Below are 24,706 nucleotides of genomic sequence, written 5' to 3'. Positions count from 1 at the left end.
AATTGAGTTGGCCTTCTGTACCCAATTTGCATGCCACCGAAATTCATCAATGAAATCAACGGCATTGGCTTTTTAACCGGCCTCCCGCTGTCGGTGCGGGCCGACACCCGCCGTGCCGGAATTTAAAAAATCCAACGGAATCAGCGCTCTGCCCTGTCGGCGCGGGCCGACATTTTTCGGGTCCGGGCACGGCCGCCCGCCGCCTTCGCGTGAAGCGCCACGAATCCGGTTTTCCGATTGACCGATGCCCTGCGCATCGCAGAGAATGCCCGAGGTTCCATCACTCCCATGGCCTGCCGCGGCGCAGGCCGCACACCCGCCACGATTCATGCCCACACCCTTCCGGCACACCGGAGAGCCGCCCTCCTCCCCTCCGGCATCGGAAGCCCCCGGCACCGAAGCGCAGTTGCGCGACACCATACGCGCGCTGGAAACCAAGCAGCGGCATCTGGTGTCGCTGCTCGGATCGGCGCGCGACGCCGTGCTCGAGATGAACGCCGGCGGTGTCATCACCAGCTGGAACGCCAGCGCCGAACACATGCTGGGCTGGAGCGAGGCCGAGGCCGTGGGCCAGCGCATGTGCGAGCTGATCGTGCCGCACGCGCACCGCGCCGCCCACGAGGCCGGGCTGGCGGCCTTCCTCAAGACCGGCAGGGCCAGGACGATTGAAAGGCTGCTGGAAGTGGAGGCGCTGCACAAAAGCGGCGCCCTGCTGCCCGTCGAGCTGTCCATCTTCACCGTGCCCGCGGAACCGGCGGGCGGCGGGATCGGCTTCGGCGCCTTCATCCGCGACATCTCCCGGCGCCGGGCCGCCGAGCAGGCCGCGCGCCTGTCGCAGGAGCGCTACCGCGCCGTCATCGAACACGTGAACGACGGCGTGGTGGTCCTGCAGCGCGGCACGGTGGTGTTCGCCAACCAGCGTGCCGCCGCCATCCTGGCCATCCCCTACGACGAAGTCATGCAGCAGGGATTTTTCCACCGCCTGCATCCCGACGACCGGCTGGCCGCAGCAGCACACGACGCCGGGCGTTCGGAGATGCGCCTGCTGCACCCCGGCCGCGAGCCGCGCTGGCTCTCGGTGGGCAGCAGCGTCATTCCCTGGGACGGGGATACGGCCTCGCTGACTTTTTTCTCCGATATCACGCAAAGCCGCGCCCTCGCCGACACCGTGCGCCGCTCCACCGAGCGCTACCGCGCGGTGATCGAGCACGTGGACGAGGGCATGATCGTCGTGAAGGACGAGCGCATCGCCTACGCCAATGAACGCGCCGCGCAGATCGCCGGCATCGGCCTGGAGGAAATGCAGCAGATCGGCTTCCTGCACCGCATCCACCCCGACGACCACGCGCTGGTGCTGGACCGCCAACGCAGGCGCCTGGCCGGCGAGGACGTGCCCAGCCGCTACGAGCTGCGCCTGCTGCTGCCCACTGGCGAGATCCGCTGGATAGGCATCAGCGTCACCGTGGTCCCCTGGGACGGTGAGCAGGGCATCCTGACTTTTTTCTCCGACATCAGCCAGCGCCGGAAGCTCGAGGAAAAACTGCGCGACACCCTGGAGGAGCGCGAGACCATCCTGGAGAACTCCCTGGTCGGCATCGCCTTCCTCACGCACGAGGGCGTCTTTCGCTGGTCCAACCAGGCCATGGCCAGGATGTTCGGCGTCTCGGCCGCCACGCCGGCGCCGCGCGACTGGAGCACGCTTTTCCCGTCGCAACAAGACTACTTGCGCGTCGCCGAAGACATCACCGCCTGCATGAACGAGGGGCGCGCCTACCAGGGCGACCTGCAGATGCGCCGGCTGGACGGCAGCCTGTTCTGGGTCACGGCCTCGGGCAAGGCGGTCAGCGTTCTCGACAAGACCCAGGGCAGCGTCTGGGCGGTGATGGACATTACGCCGCGCAAGGAGCTTGAGGCGGCGCTCGCGCGGACCTCCTCCGAGCGCGAGGCGATCTTCAACAGCGCGCTGGTCGGCATCAGCTTCAACGTGGACCGCCGCATCCAGTGGGTCAACGACAAGTACCAGGAGATGACCGGCTATTCGCGCGAGGAACTGGTCGGCAAGTCGTCGCGCCTGCTGTACGCGGACGACGCGACCTACGAATCGGACGGCAAGGAGACCCGGGCCAAGCTGGTGCGCGACGGCGTCTACATCGACGAGCGCCAGTTCTGGCGCCGCAACGGCGAGACGCTGTGGGTGCAGCTGGCGGGCCGCTGCGTGAGCGACCGCAACCCCGACGCCGGCGTGATCTGGACGCTGCTGGACATCACGGAACGGCGCAAGGCCGAGGACAACATACGCGCGGCGCTGGAGCGCGAGAAGGAACTCAACGACCTGCGCTCGCGCTTTGTCTCCATGACCAGCCATGAGTTCCGTACGCCGCTGGCGGCCATCCTGTCGGCCGCAGAGCTGCTCAGGGACTACAGCGACCGCATGCCGCCCGACGAAAAGGTGGAGATCCTCGAAAGCATAGGCGCCGGCGTGCAGCGCATGGCGCGCATGCTGGACCGCGTGCTGCTGATAGGCCAGGTCGACGCCCAGATGCTGGAGTTCCGCCCCGGCCCGACCGACCTGCTCGCGCTGTGCCATGCCATCGTCGAGGAGGCGCGCCTGCTGCAGCCCAAGTCGGATTGCAAGGTCGTCACCCGCTTCCCGCCCTCGCCGCCGCCGGGGCTGTTCGATGCCAAGCTGCTGCGCCACATCCTGGGCAACCTGCTGTCCAACGCCATCAAGTACTCTCCCAACGGCGGCGAGGTGGCCCTGCGCATCTCGCTGCGGGACGGCGCCACGGTCTTCGAGGTCGAGGACCAGGGCATAGGCATACCACCCGAGGAAATGCCGCACCTGTTCGAATCCTTCCACCGCGCCAGCAATGTCGGCGACATCCCCGGCACCGGCCTGGGCCTGGCCATCGTGAAGAACTCGGTGGAGCTGCACGGCGGAAAGATCGCCGTGCGCAGCGAGCCGGGGCGCAGCACCTGCTTCACCGTCACGCTGTAATCAGGCCGCCACGCCACGTATCTTCCCATGACCTTGTCGACGCTTCCCAAGACAGCTTTCCTGCCCGGCCACAAACTGAATGAAAACGACCGCCGCTCCTTGATGGAGCGGCGAGACAAGCTGTTTCTGCTCTGCACGCCTGCCGAACAACAGTGCCTGATCGAGCTGGCGCGTTGGTATGAGTCGCACCGGTTTGAGATATCGGGGGAACCCAACATCGTCAAACAGAGTTTCTTGGCGGTGTTCTACCACCGTCACTTTCCCTGGGCGAACCAGAAGCCCGGTTTGATCGTACGGTTACTCGCGAAGCTCTCAGGAGCGGTCTACAAGGTAGAGCGATGGAGCAGCCAGCGCTTCCAGTCGGATTTCATCAATCGCATGCATTCGCTTGTCAATGAAGGCGATGAGGACGTATTGCTGGGTGTCATCAATTTCTTTCGCATTTTGCCGCTTGATGTCGGCTTCGTTGGGCAGCGCGCTTTGGAGAACAAGCTGGACGCCATGACCAGCCGGTCCGTCGCAAGCCCTCGCGTGAGCGCATCAAGGCGCTTCGACGCGCTGCAAAGATCCGTCCAGTGCACATACGGGCCCACCGGATTGCAACGTGGACCGAACGAGCCCAACTTGCGCAAGCAGGCATGGCCGCTGTTGCTGGAGATCGCGCACGAGGACATGGCGGCTGCCGTGCGCCTGATCGACGAGCATTGGAACCAGACGCCGGCCCGTCCCCCGGAAATTCTCATGTCGCTGCATCTGCATGAGACGCCCGAACTGGCGTATCAGCTGGCGGTAACACTCAGACCTCATCGTCCCGGGTTCGCCGTCGACATGCTCCGGGAGTCCATCCTCTACTCGTCATTTCAGCTCAAAAGGCTGGACCAGCCTGCCGCCATCGCCATGGAAAAAGTGATGGACGCGTCCTGCCGGCTTTTGGCGGACTGGACGTTCAACACCTCCCGGGCTGACACAAAGAGTTCCCTTCGGGCGATGGATAGCCTCTTTCGGTATGGAAACCCGGAGGAGGGCTATTGGCAAAAAATTCCGCGGGAATGCCTGGCGGTCATCAAAAGCCTGGAACCCGCCGCACAGGACAGGCAGTTGCGCGTGCTTGCCCAGGTGGTGTTTTACGGGGACAGCTTTTCCCCGCTGGTGGCCGAAGCGCACGAATTGTTCAAGACTTGCGTTATCCGCAGGCTCGGCGAGCCACGGGCGAAGGACCGGGAATGGGACCTGGAAAGGGCCATCCGTGATGCCTGCGAGTCCTTGTCCATACTGGAAGAAAAAATCATGTCTTTCCGGAACCGGCGCATCGCGGCAAACCCTGGACACCCCCTTCTGCACACGATTGACGAGCAGTTCCAGGGGTTTCTGGAACGGCTGCTGTCAAACGAACCCGAGTCCGCCCTCAGCCATATCGTCTTGATGACCCTTGCACTGTCCAACCAGGCACTGATACGCAAACACCATCAAATCCTGCGCGATGAATTCGAAGTACGGGCACGCCACTTTCCCGCCGATGCGGGTCCCGCGCTCAAGCGGCTGATCAAGTATTGCGGGTACAGCCAGGTGGATGACGAGATGTACCGCAAGGATCTTTGCCGGGAGTCGTTCAATGCGCTACTGCCGGTGCTTGAAGGCATCTCGCCCACGGACGCAGCCCTTGCGCGGACCGGGATCGGGTGGAACCCCCGCGGCGATATCTGACGGCCGGGCGCGGGCATCAAGCCGCCATCGCCACCTCAAGCGCACGCGATGCGGCTGCCGCCGCGGCCGCTGCCAGCGCCGGTCGGCCCGGGCTGCGCTGGGCCGCCTTCTCGCGGTTGGCGCGCTGCACGGCCGCCACGTCGATGATGAGCGCGACATTGCCGTCGCCCAGAATCGTTGCGCCGGAAATGCCGGGCACCTTGCGGTAATTGGTTTCCAGGTTCTTGACCACCACCTGGTGCTGGCCCACGAGCTGGTCGACCAGCAGCGCGAAGCGCGTGCCGTCGGCCTGCACGATGACGGCGATGCCCTGCGTGGGCGCGCTCACCGCGTCGGCCACGTCGAAGAGCTTGTGCAGTTCGAGCAAGGCCAGGTACTCGCCGCGCACGTGCATGACATGCTCGTCGGCGGTGATCGAGTGCACGTCCTTTTCCATGGGCTGCAGCGATTCGATGACGTAGTTCAGCGGCAGGATGTAGACCTCCTCGCCGACCTTGACGGACATGCCGTTGAGGATGGCCAGGGTCAGCGGCAGCACGATGCGTATCGTCGTGCCCTTGCCCTGCACCGAGGCGATCTCCACATGGCCGCCCATCTCATGGATGTTGCGCTTGACCACGTCCATGCCGACGCCGCGGCCGGACACGTCGGTGACGGCTTCGGCCGTGGAAAAGCCGGGCGCGAAGATCAGCTGCCAGACCTCGTCGTCCGGCATGCTTTCGCTGACGGGCATGCCCTGCTGCAGGGCCTTGGCCAGGATCTTCTCGCGGACCAGGCCGCCGCCGTCGTCCTTGACCTCGATCACGATGCTGCCGCCCTGGTGCTGGGCCGACAGCGTCAGGCGGCCGACCGGGTCCTTGCCGGCGTAGGCGCGGCGCTCCGGGCCTTCGATGCCGTGGTCCAGGCTGTTGCGCACCAGGTGGGTGATGGGGTCGATGATGCGCTCGATCAGGCTCTTGTCGAGTTCGGTTTCCTTGCCGACCGTGACCAGTTGCACCTGCTTGCCGAGCTTGGCCGACAGGTCGCGGATCAGCCGCGGGAAGCGGCTGAACACATAGTCCATGGGCATCATGCGGATGGACATGACGGACTCCTGCAGGTCGCGCGCATTGCGCTCCAGGTGGCCCATGCCGCTGAGCAGGCGCTCATGCAGCACCGGGTCCAGCAGCGACGCGGTCTGCGTCAGCATGGACTGCGTGATCACCAGCTCACCGACCAGGTTGATGATCTGGTCGACTTTTTCCACGTCGACGCGTATCGAGCTGGATTCCTTGTTCTGCACGGCGGCTGGCGTGCTTGAAGCTGCTGCGGCCGCAGCAGCGGGCACAGCCTCAGGCGCGGCCGCAACAGCTGCAGGCTGGCTGGCCGCCGGCGCGGGCGCGGGGGCCGCTTGCGCGGCGGGCGCGCCTTCTTCGCGGATGTCGATCTGGTCGGCCTCGATGATGAAGCAGCAGACCGCGATGACGTCGCTGCCCTCGCAGCCGGTCTTGAGCCAGATCGTCAGGCTGCCCTCCTCCTGGGTCTGCGCCGTCACCTGGCCCAGGTTGGCCAGCTCTTCGCTGAGCAGCTTGCAGTCGTTCTCCGAGACCTTGGAAAAGCGCACCTTCAGGGTCCGCTCCCCGGCGCCGGCGGGCGCGGCTTCGGGTGCGGCCTGCACGGGCACGGGCACGGGCACGGGCGCGGGCGCGGGCGCGGCCAAGACGGGCGGGGCGGGCAGCTCGCCGCCGGCTTCCAGCGCCAGCTGGCGCAGCACCGCGCAGATCGCCGCCACCATCTCGGGTTCCGGCTCGGTGCCGGCCCGGTATGCACTCAATTGTTTTTGCAACACGTCCTTGGTCTCCAGAAAGGCATCCATCATCTTGGTATTGAGCTTGAGCTCGCCGTGGCGCGCCCGGTCCAGCAGGTTCTCCAGCAGGTGGGTGGTGTCGGTCAGCGCGACAAAGCCGAAGGTGGCCGCGCCACCCTTGATCGAGTGCGCGGCACGGAACACCGCGTTGAGGTGTTCGCCGTCGGGCGCGTCCAGGTCCAGGCCCAGGAACAGCTGCTCCATCTCGGCCAGCAACTCGTCGGCTTCTTCAAAAAATGTCTGGTAGAACTGGGTGATGTCCATAGGGGAAGGTTTCTTTTGTTGGGGACTGTAGTGCTGCGGCCGTGGGCCTCATGCGCTCGCCGGGTTCATCAGGCTGCCCACCACGGCCAGCAATGTTTCGGGTTCAATGGGTTTGCACAGCCAGCCGGTGGCGCCGGCCTTGCGGGCGTCGGCCTTGCTGGCATCGTTGCTGAGGGTGCTCAGCACCAGGATGGGCACATCGGCGGAGCCGGGCCGCGCGCGCAGCTGGCGCGTGAGCTCGCAGCCGTCCATGGGAATCATGGTCCAGTCCGTCAGCACCAGGTCCACGGGTTTTTTCACCAGCTGCTCGAGCGCGGCCTTGCCGTCGCCGGCCAGCAGCACCTGGTAGCCGCCCTCTTCCAGCACGGCCGAATTCAGGTGGCGCATCACGGCCGAGTCGTCGACCACCAGGATGGTTTTTTTGTTCATCATGTCCGGCTTTCAGGTTTGGCGGAGGCGGGGTTCAGCGGCGGCGGGCCGCCGGCGCCGCGGGCGGTGTTGACCGGCTTGATGCCGGGGCCGGCGTTGTTCGCGTTGGTCGTATTAGCGGTGCTGGTGGTCTTGGCGGCCGGGGTAGTCTTCGCGTAGGGCGCGGTGGCGGTTGCGGCATTGCCGCTTTCGATGTCGGCCTGGGCGCGCTTGTTGAGCACCAGGATGCTGATGCGCCGGTTGACGGCCGCATAAGGGTCGTCGGTGTTCAGGTTCACGCTGGAGGAGACGCCCATGACGCGCAGGATTTTCCCGTCCTGCATGCCGCCGGCCACCAGTTCGCGGCGCGAGGCGTTGGCGCGGTCGGCCGACAGCTCCCAGTTGCTGTAGGACTTGTCGCCCTGTGAGTACACGGTGGCGTCGGTGTGGCCGGACAGCGTGAGCTTGTTGGGCTGCTCGTTGAGCACCGGGCCGATCTCGCGCAGGATGCTGCGCATATAGGCCACCACCACGGCACTGGAGCGGTCGAACATGGGCCGGTTGTTGCTGTCGACGATCTGGATGCGCAGGCCTTCGGGCGTGATGTCGATCAGCAGCTGCGGCCGGAACTGCCTGAGCACCGGGCTGGACTCGATCATGTCGTCCAGCCGCTCCTTGAGCGCTTCCAGGCGCTGGCCGTCGTCCGGGTCCTTGCTGCTTTCGCTGGAGGCCTGCCGGACCTCGCCGTCGGCGTGGGTCATGTCGGCGCCGCCGCCGGGAATCACGTTGGTGCTGGTGCTGCTTTTTTTGCCGCCGTTGATGGCCACCTTCAGCGGCATCTTGAACTGGTCGGCGATGCCCTCGAGCTGCTTGGGCGAGGAGATGCTCAAGATCCACAGCACCAGGAAGAAGGCGAACATGGCCGTCATGAAATCGGCGAAGGCGATCTTCCAGGCGCCGCCATGATGGGCGGCCGCCTTCACGGGACGCCGGATGACGATGATTCTTCGCGCGCTCTCGCTCATGGCTGTTCCGTTCGGCTCTGATCGCTTGCGTCAGCCCGCGCCTCAGCGCGCCTTGACTTCACGCACGTGCCCGTCGAGCTCGATGAAGGACGGCCGTTCGGTCGAATACAGGATCTTGCGGCCGAACTCCACCGCCAGCTGCGGCGCGTAGCCGTTGAGGCTGGCCATCAGCGTGACCTTGACGCACTGGTAGGCCTTCAGCGACTCCGCCACCTTGTGCTCGATCAGCGTGGCCAGCGGCGACACGAAACCGTAGGCCAGCAGGATGCCCAGGAAGGTGCCGACCATGGCGTGCGCGATCAGCTGGCCCATCTCGGCGGGCGGCAGGTCGGCCGAGGCCAGCGCATGCACCACGCCCAGCACCGCCGCCACGATGCCCAGGGCCGGCAGGGCGTCGCCGACGCGCGCCAGGCTGTGGGCCGGGACTTCCGCCTCGTGCTTGTAGGTTTCGAGTTCGTGCTCCATCAACTGCTCGATCTCGAAGGGGTCGGTGTTGCCGCTCACGATCAGGCGCAGGTAGTCGGTCAGGAACTCCAGCACGCGGACGTCGGCCAGGATCACCGTGTAGGGCGCGAAGATGGGGCTGTTCTGCGGGTCGTCGATGTCGGACTCCAGCGCCATCATGCCGTCCTTGCGGCCCTTGGACAGCAGCACGTAGAGCAGGGCCAGCAGCTCCATATAGAGCGCCTTGTCGTGCTTCTTCGAGCTGGCCAGCAGCTTGGGCAGCTCCTTGAGGGTGGCGCGTATGGTGCGGCCGTCATTGCCCGAGATGAAGGCGCCCACGGCGGCCCCGCCGATGATGAGCAGCTCCAGCGGCTGGTACAGCACGCCGAAGTGCCCGCCCATCATGGCGTAGCCTCCAAAGACGGAAGCCACGACGACGAGGTAGCCAATGATGACGAGCATGGGGTTCTCCTGCGGATCTGTAAAAAAGCCCCGCCCCTCAGGCGGTGCGCGAGCTGTTCATCACATTGGCCAGCCACTGCGATGACGAGAGCGCGGGCGTGCCTGCGACGGCGCGGGGGCTGCCCTCGGGCTTGCCGCTGCTGGCGCCGTCGCCGGCCTCGTCGCGCCTGGCGCCCGAGGGCCGGGTCTTGCCGGCGCGCGAGGGCGGGCGGCACAGCACGCACACATAGTTGCTCTGCGAGTCGTGGGCATGCGCGACAAACAGGCCCGTGCAGCGCGTGCAGGTGCTCAGCTGCAGCATGTCGCTGTCGAAAAATCGCACCAGCGTCCAGGCCCGCGTGAAGTCCAGCACCGGTTCGCCGCCCTGCTGCTGCACCTGCTCGATGTACAGCCGGTAGCTCTTGATGATGGCGTTGATGCGCGTGCAGCCGCCGTGGACCACCATGAAACGGTAGATGTTGTAGAACATCGACGAATGGATGTTGGACAGCCAGGTCATGAACCAGTCCGTCGAAAAGGGCAGCAGCCCCTTGGGCGGCGAGGTGCCCTTGAGCTCCTTGTAGAGCTTGATCAGGCGGTCCCGGCTCAGGCTGGTTTCCGCTTCCAGGAATTGCAGGCGGGCGCCCAGCTTGATCAGGTCCATGGCCAGGTGGATTTCCCGGGCTTCGACGATGACGCTTTTAGTAGCCATGGCGATGCCCGGTCAAAACACGGGAGCGGGCCGAAGCGCGGGCGCTCACCGGACCGCCTCAAGCTGCTGGCCGGACAGCAAAATCGCGGCATGCGCCTGCTGCAGCGCCGGGTTCTTGCCTTCCAGGGTCAGCGCCGACAGCATGGGATGGTCGTCAAACCGGAAACGGCAGAGCAGCAGGCTGGAGCCGGCCAATTTCACAATCTGGGAAAGCGACAGGCTACCCAGCAGGTCAGCCAGTTCCCGGCTCATGCCCAGCCGGTACATCGCGAGCGCAATATCTTCACTCACCAGCCGCTTTGCGAGCAGCAGGTAGGCCAAATTCAAATCGCCAATGTCGTTGGCGGTACCAGTTTCAATCACGTTGCGTTCCTGTTCTTTCAAAATTTGCATGTACAGAGGTGACCTGAACATCTACTCGCTATCAATTTCGTCACCCATCACAGATTGATTGAGATGCCTGTCTTACAACTTCACCTCAATTGCAATTTTTAACACATTAAACTGACAATTACATGAACAAATCAAATTTATCAATTAAGTAACATTTAAGCGTCAAAACAAGAAAAATTAGTAATCAATTACTGAATTTATAAAAGCTATTTGTATTTCAATTTCACAAAATATCGATAGTATTAATTTTTAAGTATTAATTTCATCAATTTCTAATCGATGCATCCATGTAAGCATTTCCGCGACCGCCAGGTACAAATTGGGCGGAATTTGCGAATCCAGGTCTACATGCATTAACAATTTCACCAATTCGGAGGAGGCGTGGACGTAAAGGCCGCCCTCTTTCGCGCGCTGGACAATCGCCTCGGCGACCGCGCCATAGCCCTTGGCGACCACCGTGGGCGCCTGGCCGGCGGCACCCAAGGACAGCGCCACGGCGCCGGAACGCGCGGTTTCCGGGCTTTCGGCGGCGTTTCCTTCCAGCGGTTTATCCGGCATCACGGCCTCCCGCCGGGTCCGGCAGATCCGCCGCGCCGCCTATGCGCAGCTCCGCCAGTTCCAGCCCCACGGCGCCCAGGCGCCGCGACAGTTCGGCGCCGGCCTGGTTCAGCACCGCCACCGTGCCTTCCTGCGAGGCGTCCAGCCGCAGCTGGAGCGTGGCGCCGGCCAGGCCCAGGCGCGCATCGACCGTTCCGAGCCTGGGCAGCTTCAGCGTCATGCGGGTGGTCCAGGCCTGTGGCGCCGTTTGCGCGGCTTGCGCCCCGTCCTCGCGGCCTTCGCGGCCCGCCGGCTCCTCGTGTTCATGGCCTTCCCGGCGAATTTCCCAGTCCAGCGGAATGCCCGGCCAGGCCTCGCCGCTCCAGCGAAACACCGGCAGCGCCAGCATGTCGAGCTGCTGGCGCACCAGGCCCACCAGCTCGGGATGAATGGCGGCCGCCGGATGGCCGGCGCGCGCGGTCTCCGTGGAAGCGACGGCGGGACCGGGCGTGCCGGCATCCGGCCCGGAGAAATCGTGCGGACTGGGCGTCGCGGGGTCCGGCAGGCCGGTCGGGCCGTAGCTGGTGGCCGGGAGCGGCGGGTGGGCGGGCTCCGCCGAGGGGCTGGAGGACGGCTGCGCCGCGGCGCCGGGGGGCGTGCTGCCAGCCACCGGCAGCGCGGCCGCTTCCCGCATTTCAGCTGGCACAGGCGGCAAAACGGCGGCCACCGGCAAAGCCAAGGACGCTGGCTGCATATATATAGAGGGCCCGGCAGCGGCCCCAGGGGAAACCAGGCCTTCATCCGCCGGCTGCGCCCCGGCGGGCGCGGGCGCCATGCCGGCCTGCGGCTCACGCGCCAGCTGCGCCAGCGTGCGCTGGCCGGCCGCGAACTGCTGCAGGTGGGATTCGTAAAACAGGCCGGATTCGGCCACGGTGCGCGCCAGCGTGGCCGTCAGCACCGGCACCGCGGGCGTGCGCAGGTCGGGTTGCAGCGGCGCCCGCCCGCGGATGGCGGGTGTCGTTCCGACCGGCAGGTTCAGCAGCGCGCTCACGGTGCGGGCGGCGGCGCTCAGGGTGACGGCGCCGTCGTGCCTGGCCTGCGCGAAGCCCAGGGCGGCGCCATCGCGGCCGACCAGCCCCGGGCCCAGCTCGCGCTGCAGCGCCTCGCGCGAGGGCAGGCGCACGTCGTTGGCGACTTTTTCCACATTCACCACGGCGCCCGGGCCGGCGATCTCCAGCTCGGCCTTCAGCGGTACCAGGTCCACGCGCTGTCCCAGCCGCGTGGCCAGCAAGGTATCCACCAGAGGCGTCACACCGCTCATAACAAGTGGATGTCGTCCGGCTGGCCGTACGCCTTGTGCAGGCTGCGCTGCCGTTCCAGGCTTTTCATGACGCCCACCAGCTTGGCCAGCTGCGGCATGACCATGCCGAAGATCTCGGTGGTGTTGGCGCTGATGCGGCCCAGCAGCACGTACTTGCGCGCCGACTGCGCCTCGTCCAGCGTGCTCAGCGGCTCAATGTCCTTGAGGCGCTCGACCATGCTGCTGCACTGTCCTTCGAGCCGGGGCAGCTCGCCCCACTGCTTGGCGCGCGCCAGCACGAGCATGCGCTCGGTCAGCGGGGCGATCTGCTCGTAGCAGTGCATGACTTCGCTCTGTGATCCCATGAAGGTCAAGCTCCCGCGGAAAAACGCGCCAGCGCGGGGGCGGCGGGCACCTGCAGCGGCTGCGGCCGCTGCGGATCGATCTCGCGCCAGGCCGAGCTCACGCTGTCCAGCAGCTGGTCGGCCTCGTCCAGCAGCGCCGGGTCGTTGCGCAGGTTGGCATACAGCAGGCGTTGCGTGACGTAGGCGTAAAACGCCGACAGGTCCGCCACCAGCTGGGCGCCGGCCACGCCGGCGGCGTCCGCGTCCAGGCTGGCCTTCAGGCCGTTGTCGACGATGTTGATGGCCTTGGAGATGGCCTGGCCCTTGGCGCTGATGTCCTTGTTCGCCATGTGGTGGCGCGCCATCGCGATGGCCGTCTTGGCGCCGTCGAACAGCATGGTGATCAGCTGGTGCGGCGAGGCGCTCATGGCCGCGCTCTCGGTGCCCACCCTGGCGTAGGCGTTGGCGCCCGGGCGGTAGGCATTCGCGCCCGGCTGGTAGGCCCAGGGCTGGGTCAGCGGTTGGGTAAGGGGTTGCGTGAGGGGCTGGGTGTGGGGTTGGGTATGCATCGAAAATCCCGCTGGCTTATTTGCTCGAATTGCCGCTCATGTTGGCGAACTGCTGGGTCAGGTAGTTGGCGGTGGAGGTCATGCGCGACACCAGCAGGTCCAGCTGGGTGAACTGCGCCTTGTAGCGCGCGACCGTCGCGTCGACCCGGCTCGCGGTCGCGGTGTACTGGCTGTCCAGCGACTTCAGCGTGGTCTGTAGGCCCGTGGTCGCGGCGCTGATCATGCCGCTGGCCTTGGTGAAACCGTCCAGCAGCGAGGACACCTGCTTGCCGACGCCGCCCGTGGTGCCGTTGCCGGCGAACAACTCCGACACCGCGCCCGCGTCGGCGGCCAGCGCGGTCTTCAGCTTGCCGGAGTCAAAGGCCAGCGTGCCGTCTTTCTGGAAACTCACGCCGACCTTGGACAGCACCTTGAGCTCGCCGGCCTGCGGCGTGTTGAGCGCCGCGCGTATGCGCGTCTGGATGGTGCGCAGCGTCGAGTCGCCGACCAGCGCCGCGCCGGTCTGCTTTTCCGTGTCGTACTTGGTCAGCTGGGCCGCCGTGGTCTGCAGGCTGTTGTAGGCCGTGACGAAGCCGGTGATGGCCGCTTCGACCGCAGCAGTGTCGCGGGCAACCGTCAGCGTGCTCGTGCCGATTTTTCCCAGCGTCATGGTGACGCCAGGCGCGGCGTCGACCACCGTGTTGGTCTTGGAGGTCACCGGAATGCCGTTGACCTTGAGCTCCGCGTTGCCGGCCAGCGCCGTCTGGCGCATGGCCTGCGCGCCGGAAGGGTCATGGTTGAGCCGAGCCTGCAGGCTGGCATCGCCGGCCACGGAAATCCGCATGCTCGAGGCCACGCCGGTTTCCTTGGAGGTGAGCACCAGGCGGTAGGGCGAGGCACCGCCGTCGTTGACGATGGCGGCCGTCACGCCGATGTCGGCCTTGGCGTTGATCGCGTCGCGCAGGCCTTCGAGCGAGTTGTTGCTGTCGTCGATCACGATGGACTTGGCGGCGCGCGCGGCATCGGGCGTGAAGGTCGCGCCGCTGTAGGTGCCGGTGGCATCGTCCAGCGTGCCGCCGGAGATGGTGCCGAAGTCGATGGTGACGGTGCCCTTGCCCACGGCGGCCTTGGTGTCGGCCACGCCGGCCGCGGCCAGCGACTGCGCGCTGGCCAGCCGGGTCACGTCAACCAGGTAGTTGCCCGCGGGCGCGGTGGCCGCCCCGGTGGCCGCGAGCACCTCGGTGGCGCTGGACACGGCCTTGACGCCCTTGAACAGGCTGGCTTCCCCCAGCTTGGCGGCCGCCGTCTGCAGCGTGCTGAGCGCGTTCTGCAGGGTGCCGTAGGCCGACAGCTTGGCGGTGTAGCTGATCTGCTGCTTCTGCAGCAGCACCAGCGGCTGGCTTTCCGCCTTGGTGAGGTCGGCGAGCAGGCTCGCCAGGTCAAGATTCGACCCGATACCCAAACTTGAAACCGATGCCATACAAAATTCTCCTCAAATATTCTTCAATCAAGAGCCACTCACAAAACCCAGCGAAGCGGTCCTGGCTAGGCGCGACGCCGCAGACAGTGCTACAGCACGGCAAGGCGGCCGCAACAACGCCAGGAGGGTTTTTGAGAGGCTCATACCGCGTGATGGACCAGCAGGCCTTGTAACTTGCCGAGCGCCTTCGAGATCCGCACCACCTCTTCCGAAGGCATCTGCCGGATCAGCTCACCGCTCTCCACGTCGACCACCTTGACGATCATGGTGTCGGCCTCCTTGTCGAACTCGAACTGCACGCCGATGGCCGACATGCGCAGCGACTCATTGATCTCGGCCAGCGCGCTGCGCTCGCGCTCGGGCGCGGCGGCGGCCCGGATTTCGGCGGGGATCTCGCGGGCCGCGCCGGCGCGGCCGGGTGCACCGGAAGGAAAGGAAGAGGCCGCCGGCGGCGGCGCGGCATCGCGCCACGCAGCGGCTGTCACGGCATTCGCGGGAATCGTCATGCGGGCTCTCCTCTGAAAAATCGCTAGGCACTCCCGCCTGACTTCAAGCGGGAGTGCCTAGCGCAGGCGGACGAAGCCGCCTGGCTTGCACAAAAACCAGGCACGCCTGCCGGAGCAGGCGTGCCGTGCGCGATTAACGCAGCAGGGACAGAACGCCCTGGGTCGTCTGGTTGGCCTGGGCCAACACGGAGGTGCCGGCCTGTTGCAGGATGTTGGCGCGCGTCATGTTGGACACTTCGGTCGCGTAGTCCGCGTCTTCAATGCGTGAGCGCGAGGAAGACAGGTTGGTCACCGTGGTGCCCAGGTTGGAGATCACCGAGTCAAAACGGTTTTGCACCGCACCCAGCGAGCCGCGCAGGTCATCGACCTGCTTCAGCGCCGCATCGATCTTGGCCAGCGGATTCGCGGTGCTGGCACCGGCGAATTCAGCCGTCGCGGTCGTCGCGCCCGCCGTGCTCAGCTCGATCACCGCGGCACCGGCAGCAATGGCCGTGACCGTTGCGCCGCCATCGACCAGGGCTTCCGTGTCGATTTGCGCCGTGGTGTAGTTCTTGCCTTGCACGGTTGCAAAGGCCGTGACGGTACCGGCGGCGTCAACACCCACCTTGACGGGTGCGGCGGCCAGGGTCACGGAAGCTGCCGTGGCGATGCCGTTCGCCGCGTCGGCAAACTTGAGGACAGCCGTGTTCAGCTGCACCGCGCCGGTGGCGCGGTTGACGGAAGCGGCGTAGTAGTCGTCGCCGGACTTGACCACAAAGGCGCCCGTGCCGACGCCGGCTGCGGTTTGCACTTCATGCAGCGACAGGTCCGAAGCCGAGACCGTCGATCCGGTGGACGTGGTCAGCGTGGTCGCGGCAGCGGACAGGTCGACATTGGAGGAAGCCGTGCCCGCAGCCTGATTGACGGCGGTGATCGCGCCGCCGACGGGCAAAGCGTTGTCCGCCACCGTCAGCGAGTTCAGCGCGAGGCTGGTCGAGTCGATTTTCTTGAGGTTGATGTCGATGCGCTCGCCGTCATTGGCGCCGACCTGGACGGACAGCTTGCTGTTGGAGGCCAGCACCTTGACGCCGTTGAAATCGGTCTGGGCCGAGGTACGGTCGATTTCAGCCAGGCGCTGGGTAATTTCAGCCTGGATCGATGCCTTGTCGGCGGTCGAGTTGGAACCGTTGCTGGACTGGACGGCCAGTTCACGGATGCGCTGCAGGTTGGTGTTGATTTCGGTCAACGCGCCTTCAGTGGTTTGCGCCAGCGAGATGCCGTCGTTGGCATTGCGCTGAGCCTGTGCCAGGCCCTTGATGTTGGCCGTGAAGCGGTTGGCGATGGCCTGGCCGGCCGCGTCGTCCTTGGCGCTGTTGATGCGCAGGCCGGAAGACAGGCGCTGGATCGCGGTGTTCAGCGACGACTGCGACTTGTTGAGGTTGTTCTGCGTGAGCAGGGAAAGCGAGTTGGTATTGATGACTTGGGCCATGAGGGACTCCTGGATTACATGAGGTTGTGGACTCCGGCTAACTTGCCGTCACGCTGGCCTTGCTGTCTTGACAGTCTGCAAGCCACCGTTGTCCAGGTTATCGGCCGGGCCCAGCCAAACCTTTAGCGCGCTCTGGAAAATAAATCGCATCGCACGCCAACACCGCTCGTCAGGCCGGCATGTTCATGATTTCCTGGTAGGCCGCGACCACGCGGTTGCGCACCTGCAGGCCCATCTGGAAACCGATGTTGGCCTTCTGCATGTCGACCATCACATCGTTGAGCGCCACGCCGGGCTTGCCGAGTTCGAAGGCCTCGGCCTGGCTGTAGGCGTGCTGCTGGCTGTCGCTGATGCGCTCCAGCGACTTCTTCAGCTCGCCGGCGAAGCCACCGGAGGCGGCCTCGGGGCCGGCCGGCGCGGACATGCCCGACGACTGCGCAAGCACGCGCATTTGCTGGAGTACGGACTCAATGGATGTGATCGACATGTGTTTTCCCGGCGCATGGGCGCCCCTTGCTTGATGAACGGCTTGAAGCGTACCAGCGGGCCGGCGCGCGCATCAGGCCAAAAGACGGCAAAAGCCCCGGCTATTCAGCGGATCGGGAAGGCCGGCCGGCTCTGACAATTCTTCACAAGGACCGGCTCCGTGCACCCCTATGCCCGCCATGCCGGTCGAGTTCTTCGCCTTTGAATAAGACCTGTTGTATGCCAACTGTTGTTTCAGCCACCCCGCCCGGCCGCACGCGCCGCCAGCCTCCAGGCCAGCCCCGGCTCCACGCCGCGCATGCGTGCGTAGCCGGGTGAGCGCGTGAACACCGCCGTGCTGGGCGCCGAGGCGGCCCCGTCCAGGATGCCGCCCTGGCTGGAGCAGTTGCGCGCCAACCCGCGCCTGCCGCTGATGATCGGCGCGTCCGCCGCGGTGGCCGCCATCGCGGCGCTGTGGCTCTGGAGCCGCACGCCCGACTACGGCGTGCTCTACAGCAACCTGTCCGACCGCGACGGCGGCGCCATCATCGCGTCGCTGCAGCAGATGAACATCCCCTACAAGTTCACCGAAGGCGGCGGCGCGCTGCTGGTGGCTTCCAACAAAGTGCCCGAGGCGCGCCTGCGCCTGGCCGCCCAGGGCCTGCCCAAGGGCGGTACCGTCGGCTTCGAACTGATGGACGCCCAGAAGTTCGGCACCAGCCAGTTCGCCGAGCAGGTCAATTACCAGCGCGCGCTTGAAGGCGAACTCGCGCGCTCCATCAACTCCATCTCCGCCGTCGAATCGGCGCGCGTGCACCTGGCACTCCCCAAGCCTTCGCTGTTCGTGCGCGACCAGAAAAAACCCAGCGCCTCCGTGGTGCTGAGCCTGCACCGCGGCCGCAGCATCGACGAAGGCCAGGTCAGCGCCATCGTGCACCTGATCTCCAGCAGCGTGCCCGAGCTCTCGGCCAAAAGCATCACCGTGGTCGACCAGGCCGGCAACCTGCTCTCGGCTGCCAACGCCGGCACGCGCGGCCTGGACGTCAGCCAGCTCAAGTACACACAAGAGATAGAGCTGGGCTACATACGCCGCATCGAGGCCATCCTGCAGCCCATACTCGGCGCCGGCAATGTGCATGCGCAGGTCGCCGCCGACATCGACTTTTCCATCGTCGAGAACACCGACGAGAAATTCCGGCCCAACCAGGAACCCGGCAGCGCGGCCATCCGCAGCCAGCAGTCCAGCGAATCCGGCCAGCTCGGCAACGGCCCGGCCACCGGTGTGCCAGGCGCGCTGACCAACCAGCCGCCGCCCGACCCGGTCGCGCCCATCACCGCACCCTCGCAGATCAAGCAAGCCACGCCGCCCGGCGCGGCACCCGCGGCCCAGCTCAAGATGAGCGCCGAACTCGGCTCGGCCGGCACGGCCCCGCGCAGCGCCGGCGCCGGCGGCAATTCGCGCAAGGACGTCACCACCAACTACGAAGTCGACCGCTCCATACGCCACACCCAGCAGGGCGCGGGCGGCATCAAGCGCCTGTCCGTCGCAGTGGTGGTCAATTACCGCGGCAACGGCGCCGCCGCCGGCAAGCGCGCGGCGCTGACGGCCGCCGAGCTCGAGCAGATCCGCAACCTGGCGCGCCAGGCCATGGGCTTCAGCGCCGAACGCGGCGACTCGCTCAACGTCGTCAACAGCCTCTTCGCGTCCGACACCGAAACCCCCGAGCTGCCGCTGTGGCGCCAGCCCGAGAACGTCGAGATCGCCAAGTCCTCCATCAAGTACCTGCTGCTCGGCCTGCTCGCCCTCTACCTGTGGCTGGCCGTGCTGCGGCCGCTGCTGCGCAAGCACCTGCAGCCGGCCTCGGCCTCGGCCTCGGCGGCAGCGGCCGCGGAGGGCCTGGACAGCGAACCGGCCGAGGGCGAAACAGCCGAACAGCAGGCGCAGGCCCGCGAACAGCAGGAGCAGCGCAAGCGCCGGCACGAGGCCAACCTGCAGTACGCGCAGGACATGGCAGCCAAGGAGCCGGCCATGGTGGCCATGCTGATCAAACACTGGACGGAAAAAAATGGTGGATGAAGGCACGCGCAAAAGCGCCATTCTGTTGATGTCGCTCGGCGAGGCCGGCGCCGGCAGCGTGCTGCAGCACCTGCCGCAGCACGTGGTCCACACCCTGGGCAAGGCCATGGCCGGGCTGGCGCAGGTCAGGCGCGACGAGGTCGGCGAGGTGCTGCGCGAGTTCCGTGAGGAAACCGAGCAGTACTCCGCCACCCACGTCGATGCCGGCAGCTACCTGCGCGCCGTGCTCAACAAGGCCCTGGGCAACACCCGCGCGGCCGACCTGCTGGAAAGCATCTCCCAGCCCGACAGCTCGACCAGCGGCATAGACCGGCTGAACCAGCTCGAAGCCACCGAGGTCGTTGAATTGATCCGCGACGAACACCCGCAGATCATCGCCACCCTGCTGGTGCACCTGGACCGCGACAAGGCCGCCGACGTGCTCGAACAATTGCCCGAGCGCGTGCGCCACGACGCCGTGCTGCGCGTGGCCACCTTCGGCGGCGTGCAGCCGGCCGCCCTGAAGGAGCTGACCGACGTGCTCACCGACATGCTGTCCGGCGAAGGCGTCAAACGCAGCCGCCTGGGCGGCATACGCGCGGCCGCCGAGATCGTCAACATGATGAGCAGCGCGCAGGAGGAAAGCGTCATCAAGCACGTGCGTGAGCACGACGAGGTGCTGGCGCAGAAGATGATCGACGAGATGTTCCTGTTCGAGAACCTGCTCGAGCTCGAGGACCGCAGCGTGCAGCTGCTGCTCAAGGAAGTGGAATCGGAGTCGCTCATCATCGCGCTCAAGGGCGCGCCGCTGGAGCTGCGCGAGAAGTTCCTCAAGAACATGTCGCAGCGCGCCGCCGAGATGCTGCGCGAGGACATCGAGATGCGCGGCCCGGTGCGCGTCTCGCAGGTCGAGAACGAGCAGAAGGGCATCCTGCAGATCGTGCGCCGCCTGGCGGACGCCGGCGAGATCGTGCTCGGCGGCCCGGGGAACGACTCCTATGTATAACCGGCCGCCTTTGACGCATCTGCCGCCGCGCGCCGCCGCGGACAGGCCGGCCACCGAGCCGCCCTACGCGCGCCGGGCCAACGGCACCAAGGAAGCGCTCACCGCATGGGAGCGCTGGGAGATGACGGCCATCGCGCAGGAGTCCGATGCCGCGCCCGCGCTCCCCCCCGAGCCCAAACCGGCGCCCGTGGTCGCGCCGCTCAAGCCCGAGGTGCTGATCAACGACGTCGAGCTGGCCCAGCTGCGCCTGCAGGCCTTGCAGGCCGGCGAGGCCGAAGGCTTTCGCCAGGGCTACGACCGCGGCCAGGCGCAAGGCCGCACGGACGCCATGGCCGAAGTCCATGCAGAAGCCGCGCAGCTGCGCGCGCTGGCCCTGGCGCTGCCGGCCGCGCTGCACGGCGCCGAGCACGAAATTTCTGAAAACCTGCTGGCCCTGGCGCTGGACATCGCGCGCCAGGTGCTGGGCCAGGCCCTGGCGCTGGACACCGGCGCCATCCTGCCGGTGGTGCGCGAACTGCTGCAGGCCGAGCCGGCCCTGAGCGGCTCACCGCAGCTGGTGCTGCATCCCGACGACGCGGCGCTGGTGCGCCAGCACCTGGCCGAGGACCTGCAGGCCGCCGGCTGGCGCATACGCAGCGACGCCGCCTGCCAGCGCGGCGGCTGCCGCGTGCTGGCGGCCAGCGGCGAACAGGACGCGAGCCTGCCGGGCCGCTGGGAGCGCGTCACCGCGGCCCTGGTGAAAACCGCCATGCACACGCCGGTGGCGATCCATGTCTGAACTGCCCGTCGCAGCCGCTGCTCCTGCCGCTCCGGCCGCCGCGCCGCTGCGCGCCTGGCACGGCGCGCTTGACGAGGCGCGCGCCTCGGTGGCGCAAAGCGTGCCGGTGCGCAGCTACGGCCGGCTCACACGCGCCGTCGGGCTGGTGCTCGAAGCCGTCGGGCTGCGCCTGCCGGTCGGCAGCGACTGCCTGATCGAGCTGCCGCCCGGCTATCCGCAAAAAACCGCCGAGGCCGAAGTCGTCGGCTTCGCCGGCGACCGCATCTTCCTGATGCCGCAAAGCGAGGTCGACGGCCTGCTGCCCGGCGCCCGCGTCTATGCGCTGGAATCGCCCGCGGGCCATGCCGGCGGCCTGGGCCCGCGCACCAAACGCCTGCCGGTGGGCGCCGGCATGCTGGGCCGCGTGGTCGACGCCGCCGGACGGCCGCTGGACGGCCGCGGCCCGCTCGATTTCTCACGCGAGGTGCCGCTGGCCGCCAAACCCATCAACCCGCTGACCCGCGCGCCCATCGACAGCGTGCTCGACGTCGGCGTGCGCGCCATCAACGCGCTGCTGACTGTCGGTCGCGGCCAGCGCATGGGCCTGTTCGCCGGCTCCGGTGTCGGCAAGAGCGTGCTGCTGGGCATGATGGCGCGCTACACCAGCGCCGACGTCATCGTCGTCGGGCTGATCGGCGAACGCGGCCGCGAGGTCAAGGACTTCATCGAGAACACCCTGGGCGAGGAAGGCATGGCGCGCGCCGTGCTGGTCGCGGCACCGGCCGACACCTCGCCGCTGCTGCGCCTGCAGGGCGCGGCCTATGCCACCTGCCTGGCCGAATACTTTCGCGACGAAGGCAAGAACGTGCTGCTGATCATGGACTCGCTCACGCGTTACGCCATGGCGCAGCGCGAGATCGCGCTGGCCGTGGGCGAGCCGCCCGCCACCAAGGGCTATCCGCCCTCGGTCTTCGCCAAGCTGCCCGCGCTGGTGGAGCGCGCCGGCAACGGCGCGCGCGATGCCGAAGGCCGCGGCGGCTCCATCACCGCCTTCTATACCGTGCTGACTGAGGGCGACGACCAGCAGGACCCGATCGCCGACTCGGCGCGCGCCATCCTCGACGGCCACGTGGTGCTCTCGCGCAGCCTGGCCGAATCCGGCCACTACCCAGCCATCGACATCGAGGCCTCCATCAGCCGCGCCATGACGGCGCTGATCACGCCCGAACAATTCCAGGCCGTGCGCAGCTTCAAGCAGGCCTTGTCGCGCTACCAGCGCAACCGCGACCTGATCAGCGTCGGCGCCTACGCGCCCGGCCACGACGCACAGCTGGACCAGGCCATTGCCCTCTATCCCCGGGTAGAAGCCTTTCTGCAGCAGACCATGGAAGAGCGCGTGGGCCACGGCGATGCCACGGCGCAGCTCAACGCGATCTTCCAGGCCTGAGCCTCACCTTGATTTCTTAACCGCCAACCGAACCCGGGAATCCCGTCATGCCCAACAAGCTACCGCTCGCCACGCTGATCGAACTGGCGCAGAACAAGACCGACGAAGCCACGCGCCGCCTAGGCCAGCTGCAGACCGCGCACACCAGCGCGGCCGAAAAACTCGAGATGCTGCAGCGCTACCGCCAGGAATACCTGGACCAGCTGCAGGTGCAGATGGGCGCGGGTGTGCCGGCCGCGCAGCTGCGCAACTTCCGCAACTTCATCGCCACGCTGGATGCCGCCATCGAACAGCAGCGCGCCGTCACCGTGCAGGCCGACACGCGGCTGGCGACAGGCCGCGGCGACTGGCAGAACAGCCAGCGCCGCCTCAACTCCTTCGACACCCTGGCCGGCCGCGTGCGCCTGCAGGAAATGGCCGTGCAGAACAAACGCGAGCAGCGCGACAGCGACGAACGCAGCGCGCGCCAGTTCTATATGCGCGCCAGCCTGCAGGGCCACTGAATAGATAGACCTGCGAGAAACAGCCATGTCCCTGCTCCCCCCTACCCTCTCCCCTCTCGCCCCCGCCCCGGCGCAAACCGGCAACGCATCCTCGGCTTCTTCCGCATCATCCAGCCGCGGCGATGAAGCCGCCCAGGGCGACGGCGAAAGTTTTGGCGACGTGCTGTCGCGCTCGCTCGCGGCCTCCGGTGAAGCGCCCGCCAAGGCCGGCGGCAAGCCCGCCGCGTCCGTGCCCGTCAAGCGCATCGCTGACGACAAAAAATCCGACGCGCCCGAAGCGATCAACACCGCCGCGCTGCTGTTTGTGCCACTGGAAACACGCATCACCAAGGCGGCAGGCGCCGAGGCCGGCACTGCCGCTATCGCCGGCGGCAACGCGACTACGCCCCTGAGCGCCACCGCCACCGCGGAAGCCTCGACCGCCACCACCGCACCGGCAGCCGCCGCAGCGGCAAACGATGCCAGCCTCGGCGGCGACACCGAAGCCACCGCGCCGCAAGCCCTGCTCGCCTCCGGCCTGCCTGTTGCGCCCGCCGCACCCGCAAAGGGCCGGGAAGCTCCGGCCACGACCCTGGCACCCACAAACGACGAAGCCGCCTTGGACCTGCCCGCAACCAAAGCCATGACGCCGGCCGCAACATCCGATGTTGGCCAGGCCAAACAATTTTCAGCACACGACGAGCGGCCCGGCGATGAGGCACGCGAGGCGCTGGGCACTGACACCCGCGTCGAACAAAAGCCCGGCGCAAGCAAGGCACCCGTCATGGCGGCGGCTAACGATGCAGCCGGCCCGGCAGTTGCCGACGTCACCGCAGCCTCTGCCCCGGCAGCCGCCGGCCAGGTCGCTGCAACCGATGCACCGGCGGCCAGCCCGGGCTTCACGGTCGGCGCGGCAAGCGCCCCGGCACAAAACCATGCCCTGGCTCCCAGCCAGCCCGCGGCGCCCACCCCAAGTCAGGCAGCACTCACACCCGAAGTCGGCAGCGGCGAATGGGGCCAGGCCCTGGGCCGGCAGATGCTGCACATGGGCAAGGCCGGCGAGCAGGTGGCCGAGCTCCAGCTCAACCCGCCGGGCCTGGGTCCACTGAAGGTCACGCTCAGCATGAACGACAACCAGGTCCAGGCGCTGTTTGTGTCCGCGCATGCCTCGGTGCGCGCCGCCGTCGAAGCCGCGCTGCCGCAGCTGCGCGGCACGCTGGCCGACAACGGCATCAGCCTGGGCGACACCTCGGTCAACTCCGGCAGCCAGCAGCAGCCCGCCTTCGCCCAGGGCCAGGACGGACGGCCCGGCCAGCCGGGCGCACAGAACCCCCGCACCCCGCCGGGCTACCTGACGGCCGATGCGGCGGCCCCGGCCCCCACGGCCGCCGCGCCGGTGCACCCGCGCGGCAAGGTGGACACCTACGCCTGAGCAAGCGCGCCCGGCAAATGCCGAAGTTGAAGCGTTTTCCCCCTGCTGCTCCGGCGATGCCCGGCCGGTGTTTTACCCAACAATCGATTGACCAACCCAAACCCACACCGCCATGGCTACCAGCACACTCCCAGCGAAGACCCTCACCTCGCGCCAGCCCTCGCCCAAACTCATCGCCCTGTTGATCGCCCTGTCGGTCCTGGCCGCCGCCGCGGCCGCGGGCGCCACCTGGTACCTCAGCAACCAGCGCAACGCCGAGGCCGCGCCCGCCGCCACCCTGCCGGCCGCGCCGCTCTTCGTGGCGCTGGAGCCCATGACCGTCAACCTGCAGCCGGGCGGCCGCAGCCGCTTCCTGCATGCGGCCGTCACGCTGAAGGTGCCCGACGCCAAATCCCAGGCCCTGGTCACCCAGTACCTGCCCGAAGTGCGCAGCCGGCTGCTCACGGTGCTGTCCAACCGCGCCTCCGACGCGCTGATCACGCCCGAGGAAAAAGCCAAGCTCGCCACCGAAATCATGGCGGCGCTGAACCAGCCCCTGGTGCCCAACCTGCCCTCGCTGAAGATCTCCAGCGTGATGTTCACCACCTTCATGCTGCAGTAAGCATCGCCTGCACCTATTCGCCATAACGACGCCCAATGAAAT

At 66.9% G+C, this 24,706-nt stretch carries 23 protein-coding genes; 9 read left to right on the top strand and 14 right to left on the bottom strand.

All coding sequences use genetic code 11. From position 1 onward, the window contains the following. Positions 1–328: 328 nt before the first annotated feature. Both AC1D0O_RS04200 and AC1D0O_RS04195 read left to right on the top strand, forming a co-directional pair. Positions 329–2,998 carry a PAS domain-containing sensor histidine kinase gene (locus tag AC1D0O_RS04200; protein ID WP_477652297.1) on the top strand — a complete coding sequence of 890 codons (2,670 nt, stop codon included), beginning with the start codon at positions 329–331 and terminating at the stop codon, positions 2,996–2,998. Positions 2,999–3,025: 27 nt separating this feature from the next. Next, on the top strand, positions 3,026–4,702 hold the full coding sequence (locus tag AC1D0O_RS04195) for a hypothetical protein (RefSeq protein ID WP_477652296.1): 1,677 nt from the start codon (positions 3,026–3,028) through the stop codon (positions 4,700–4,702). A 16-nt stretch (positions 4,703–4,718) separates the two neighbouring features. Here AC1D0O_RS04195 and cheA read toward each other — a convergent pair whose 3' ends face one another. From cheA to fliE, 14 genes are all read right to left on the bottom strand, one after another. Beyond that, positions 4,719–6,812, bottom strand: coding sequence for a chemotaxis protein CheA (gene cheA / locus AC1D0O_RS04190; RefSeq protein WP_477652295.1), 2,094 nt, complete (start codon positions 6,810–6,812; stop codon positions 4,719–4,721). A 48-nt stretch (positions 6,813–6,860) separates the two neighbouring features. Continuing rightward, the gene (locus AC1D0O_RS04185; protein ID WP_477652294.1) at positions 6,861–7,244 is read right to left on the bottom strand and encodes a response regulator; all 384 of its coding nucleotides are present in this window, start codon (positions 7,242–7,244) and stop codon (positions 6,861–6,863) included. After that, the gene (gene motB / locus AC1D0O_RS04180) at positions 7,241–8,245 is read right to left on the bottom strand and encodes a flagellar motor protein MotB (RefSeq protein WP_477652293.1); all 1,005 of its coding nucleotides are present in this window, start codon (positions 8,243–8,245) and stop codon (positions 7,241–7,243) included. Before motB ends, AC1D0O_RS04185 begins: the two co-directional genes overlap by 4 nt. 42 nt (positions 8,246–8,287) lie before the next feature. After that, positions 8,288–9,151, bottom strand: coding sequence for a flagellar motor stator protein MotA (motA, locus tag AC1D0O_RS04175; RefSeq protein WP_477652292.1), 864 nt, complete (start codon positions 9,149–9,151; stop codon positions 8,288–8,290). 37 nt (positions 9,152–9,188) lie between these two features. Further along, complete coding sequence (gene flhC, locus AC1D0O_RS04170; protein ID WP_477652291.1) at positions 9,189–9,842, bottom strand: flagellar transcriptional regulator FlhC; 654 nt, start codon at positions 9,840–9,842, stop codon at positions 9,189–9,191. 45 nt (positions 9,843–9,887) lie between these two features. Next, complete coding sequence (flhD, locus tag AC1D0O_RS04165) at positions 9,888–10,235, bottom strand: flagellar transcriptional regulator FlhD (protein ID WP_436157596.1); 348 nt, start codon at positions 10,233–10,235, stop codon at positions 9,888–9,890. Positions 10,236–10,484: 249 nt separating this feature from the next. Continuing rightward, complete coding sequence (locus AC1D0O_RS04160; protein WP_477652290.1) at positions 10,485–10,793, bottom strand: EscU/YscU/HrcU family type III secretion system export apparatus switch protein; 309 nt, start codon at positions 10,791–10,793, stop codon at positions 10,485–10,487. After that, positions 10,783–12,093 (bottom strand): flagellar hook-length control protein FliK, encoded by a 1,311-nt coding sequence (gene fliK / locus AC1D0O_RS04155; RefSeq protein WP_477652289.1) that lies wholly within the window; start codon positions 12,091–12,093, stop codon positions 10,783–10,785. The genes AC1D0O_RS04160 and fliK overlap by 11 nt, the downstream gene beginning before the upstream one ends. After that, positions 12,090–12,437, bottom strand: coding sequence for a flagellar protein FliT (locus tag AC1D0O_RS04150; protein WP_477652288.1), 348 nt, complete (start codon positions 12,435–12,437; stop codon positions 12,090–12,092). Before AC1D0O_RS04150 ends, fliK begins: the two co-directional genes overlap by 4 nt. A 5-nt stretch (positions 12,438–12,442) precedes the next feature. Further along, positions 12,443–12,985, bottom strand: coding sequence for a flagellar export chaperone FliS (fliS, locus tag AC1D0O_RS04145; protein ID WP_477652287.1), 543 nt, complete (start codon positions 12,983–12,985; stop codon positions 12,443–12,445). A 16-nt stretch (positions 12,986–13,001) separates the two neighbouring features. Continuing rightward, entirely contained in the window at positions 13,002–14,444 is a 1,443-nt protein-coding gene (gene fliD, locus AC1D0O_RS04140) for a flagellar filament capping protein FliD (protein WP_477652286.1), read from the bottom strand. 140 nt (positions 14,445–14,584) lie between these two features. Further along, positions 14,585–14,950, bottom strand: a complete 366-nt coding sequence (locus AC1D0O_RS04135) for a flagellar protein FlaG (RefSeq protein ID WP_477652285.1) — start codon at positions 14,948–14,950, stop codon at positions 14,585–14,587. Between the two features lie 133 nt (positions 14,951–15,083). Next, positions 15,084–16,418 (bottom strand): FliC/FljB family flagellin, encoded by a 1,335-nt coding sequence (locus AC1D0O_RS04130; protein ID WP_477652284.1) that lies wholly within the window; start codon positions 16,416–16,418, stop codon positions 15,084–15,086. Between the two features lie 169 nt (positions 16,419–16,587). Continuing rightward, positions 16,588–16,905, bottom strand: a complete 318-nt coding sequence (gene fliE / locus AC1D0O_RS04125; protein WP_477652283.1) for a flagellar hook-basal body complex protein FliE — start codon at positions 16,903–16,905, stop codon at positions 16,588–16,590. A gap of 363 nt (positions 16,906–17,268) precedes the next feature. On the opposite strand from fliE, the gene fliF reads away from it, so the two are divergent. The 7 genes from fliF (at position 17,269) to fliL (ending at position 24,664) form a co-directional block, all read left to right on the top strand. Beyond that, positions 17,269–18,960 (top strand): flagellar basal-body MS-ring/collar protein FliF, encoded by a 1,692-nt coding sequence (gene fliF / locus AC1D0O_RS04120; RefSeq protein WP_477652800.1) that lies wholly within the window; start codon positions 17,269–17,271, stop codon positions 18,958–18,960. Then, entirely contained in the window at positions 18,950–19,945 is a 996-nt protein-coding gene (gene fliG, locus AC1D0O_RS04115; protein WP_477652282.1) for a flagellar motor switch protein FliG, read from the top strand. The genes fliF and fliG overlap by 11 nt, the downstream gene beginning before the upstream one ends. Next, positions 19,938–20,723: a flagellar assembly protein FliH gene (locus tag AC1D0O_RS04110; protein WP_477652281.1), complete on the top strand. Its 786-nt coding sequence runs from the start codon at positions 19,938–19,940 to the stop codon at positions 20,721–20,723. Before fliG ends, AC1D0O_RS04110 begins: the two co-directional genes overlap by 8 nt. Continuing rightward, positions 20,716–22,149 carry a flagellar protein export ATPase FliI gene (gene fliI, locus AC1D0O_RS04105; protein WP_477652280.1) on the top strand — a complete coding sequence of 478 codons (1,434 nt, stop codon included), beginning with the start codon at positions 20,716–20,718 and terminating at the stop codon, positions 22,147–22,149. The genes AC1D0O_RS04110 and fliI overlap by 8 nt, the downstream gene beginning before the upstream one ends. A 47-nt stretch (positions 22,150–22,196) precedes the next feature. Beyond that, the gene (fliJ, locus tag AC1D0O_RS04100; protein ID WP_477652279.1) at positions 22,197–22,652 is read left to right on the top strand and encodes a flagellar export protein FliJ; all 456 of its coding nucleotides are present in this window, start codon (positions 22,197–22,199) and stop codon (positions 22,650–22,652) included. A gap of 25 nt (positions 22,653–22,677) precedes the next feature. Then, positions 22,678–24,063, top strand: a complete 1,386-nt coding sequence (locus tag AC1D0O_RS04095; RefSeq protein ID WP_477652278.1) for a flagellar hook-length control protein FliK — start codon at positions 22,678–22,680, stop codon at positions 24,061–24,063. Positions 24,064–24,175: 112 nt separating this feature from the next. Continuing rightward, positions 24,176–24,664, top strand: a complete 489-nt coding sequence (gene fliL, locus AC1D0O_RS04090; protein ID WP_477652277.1) for a flagellar basal body-associated protein FliL — start codon at positions 24,176–24,178, stop codon at positions 24,662–24,664. The last annotated feature ends 42 nt before the right edge of the window (positions 24,665–24,706 follow it).

The organism is Polaromonas sp. P1_F2, assembly GCF_056405735.1.
This window is presented reverse-complemented; position numbering and strand designations above follow the sequence as displayed.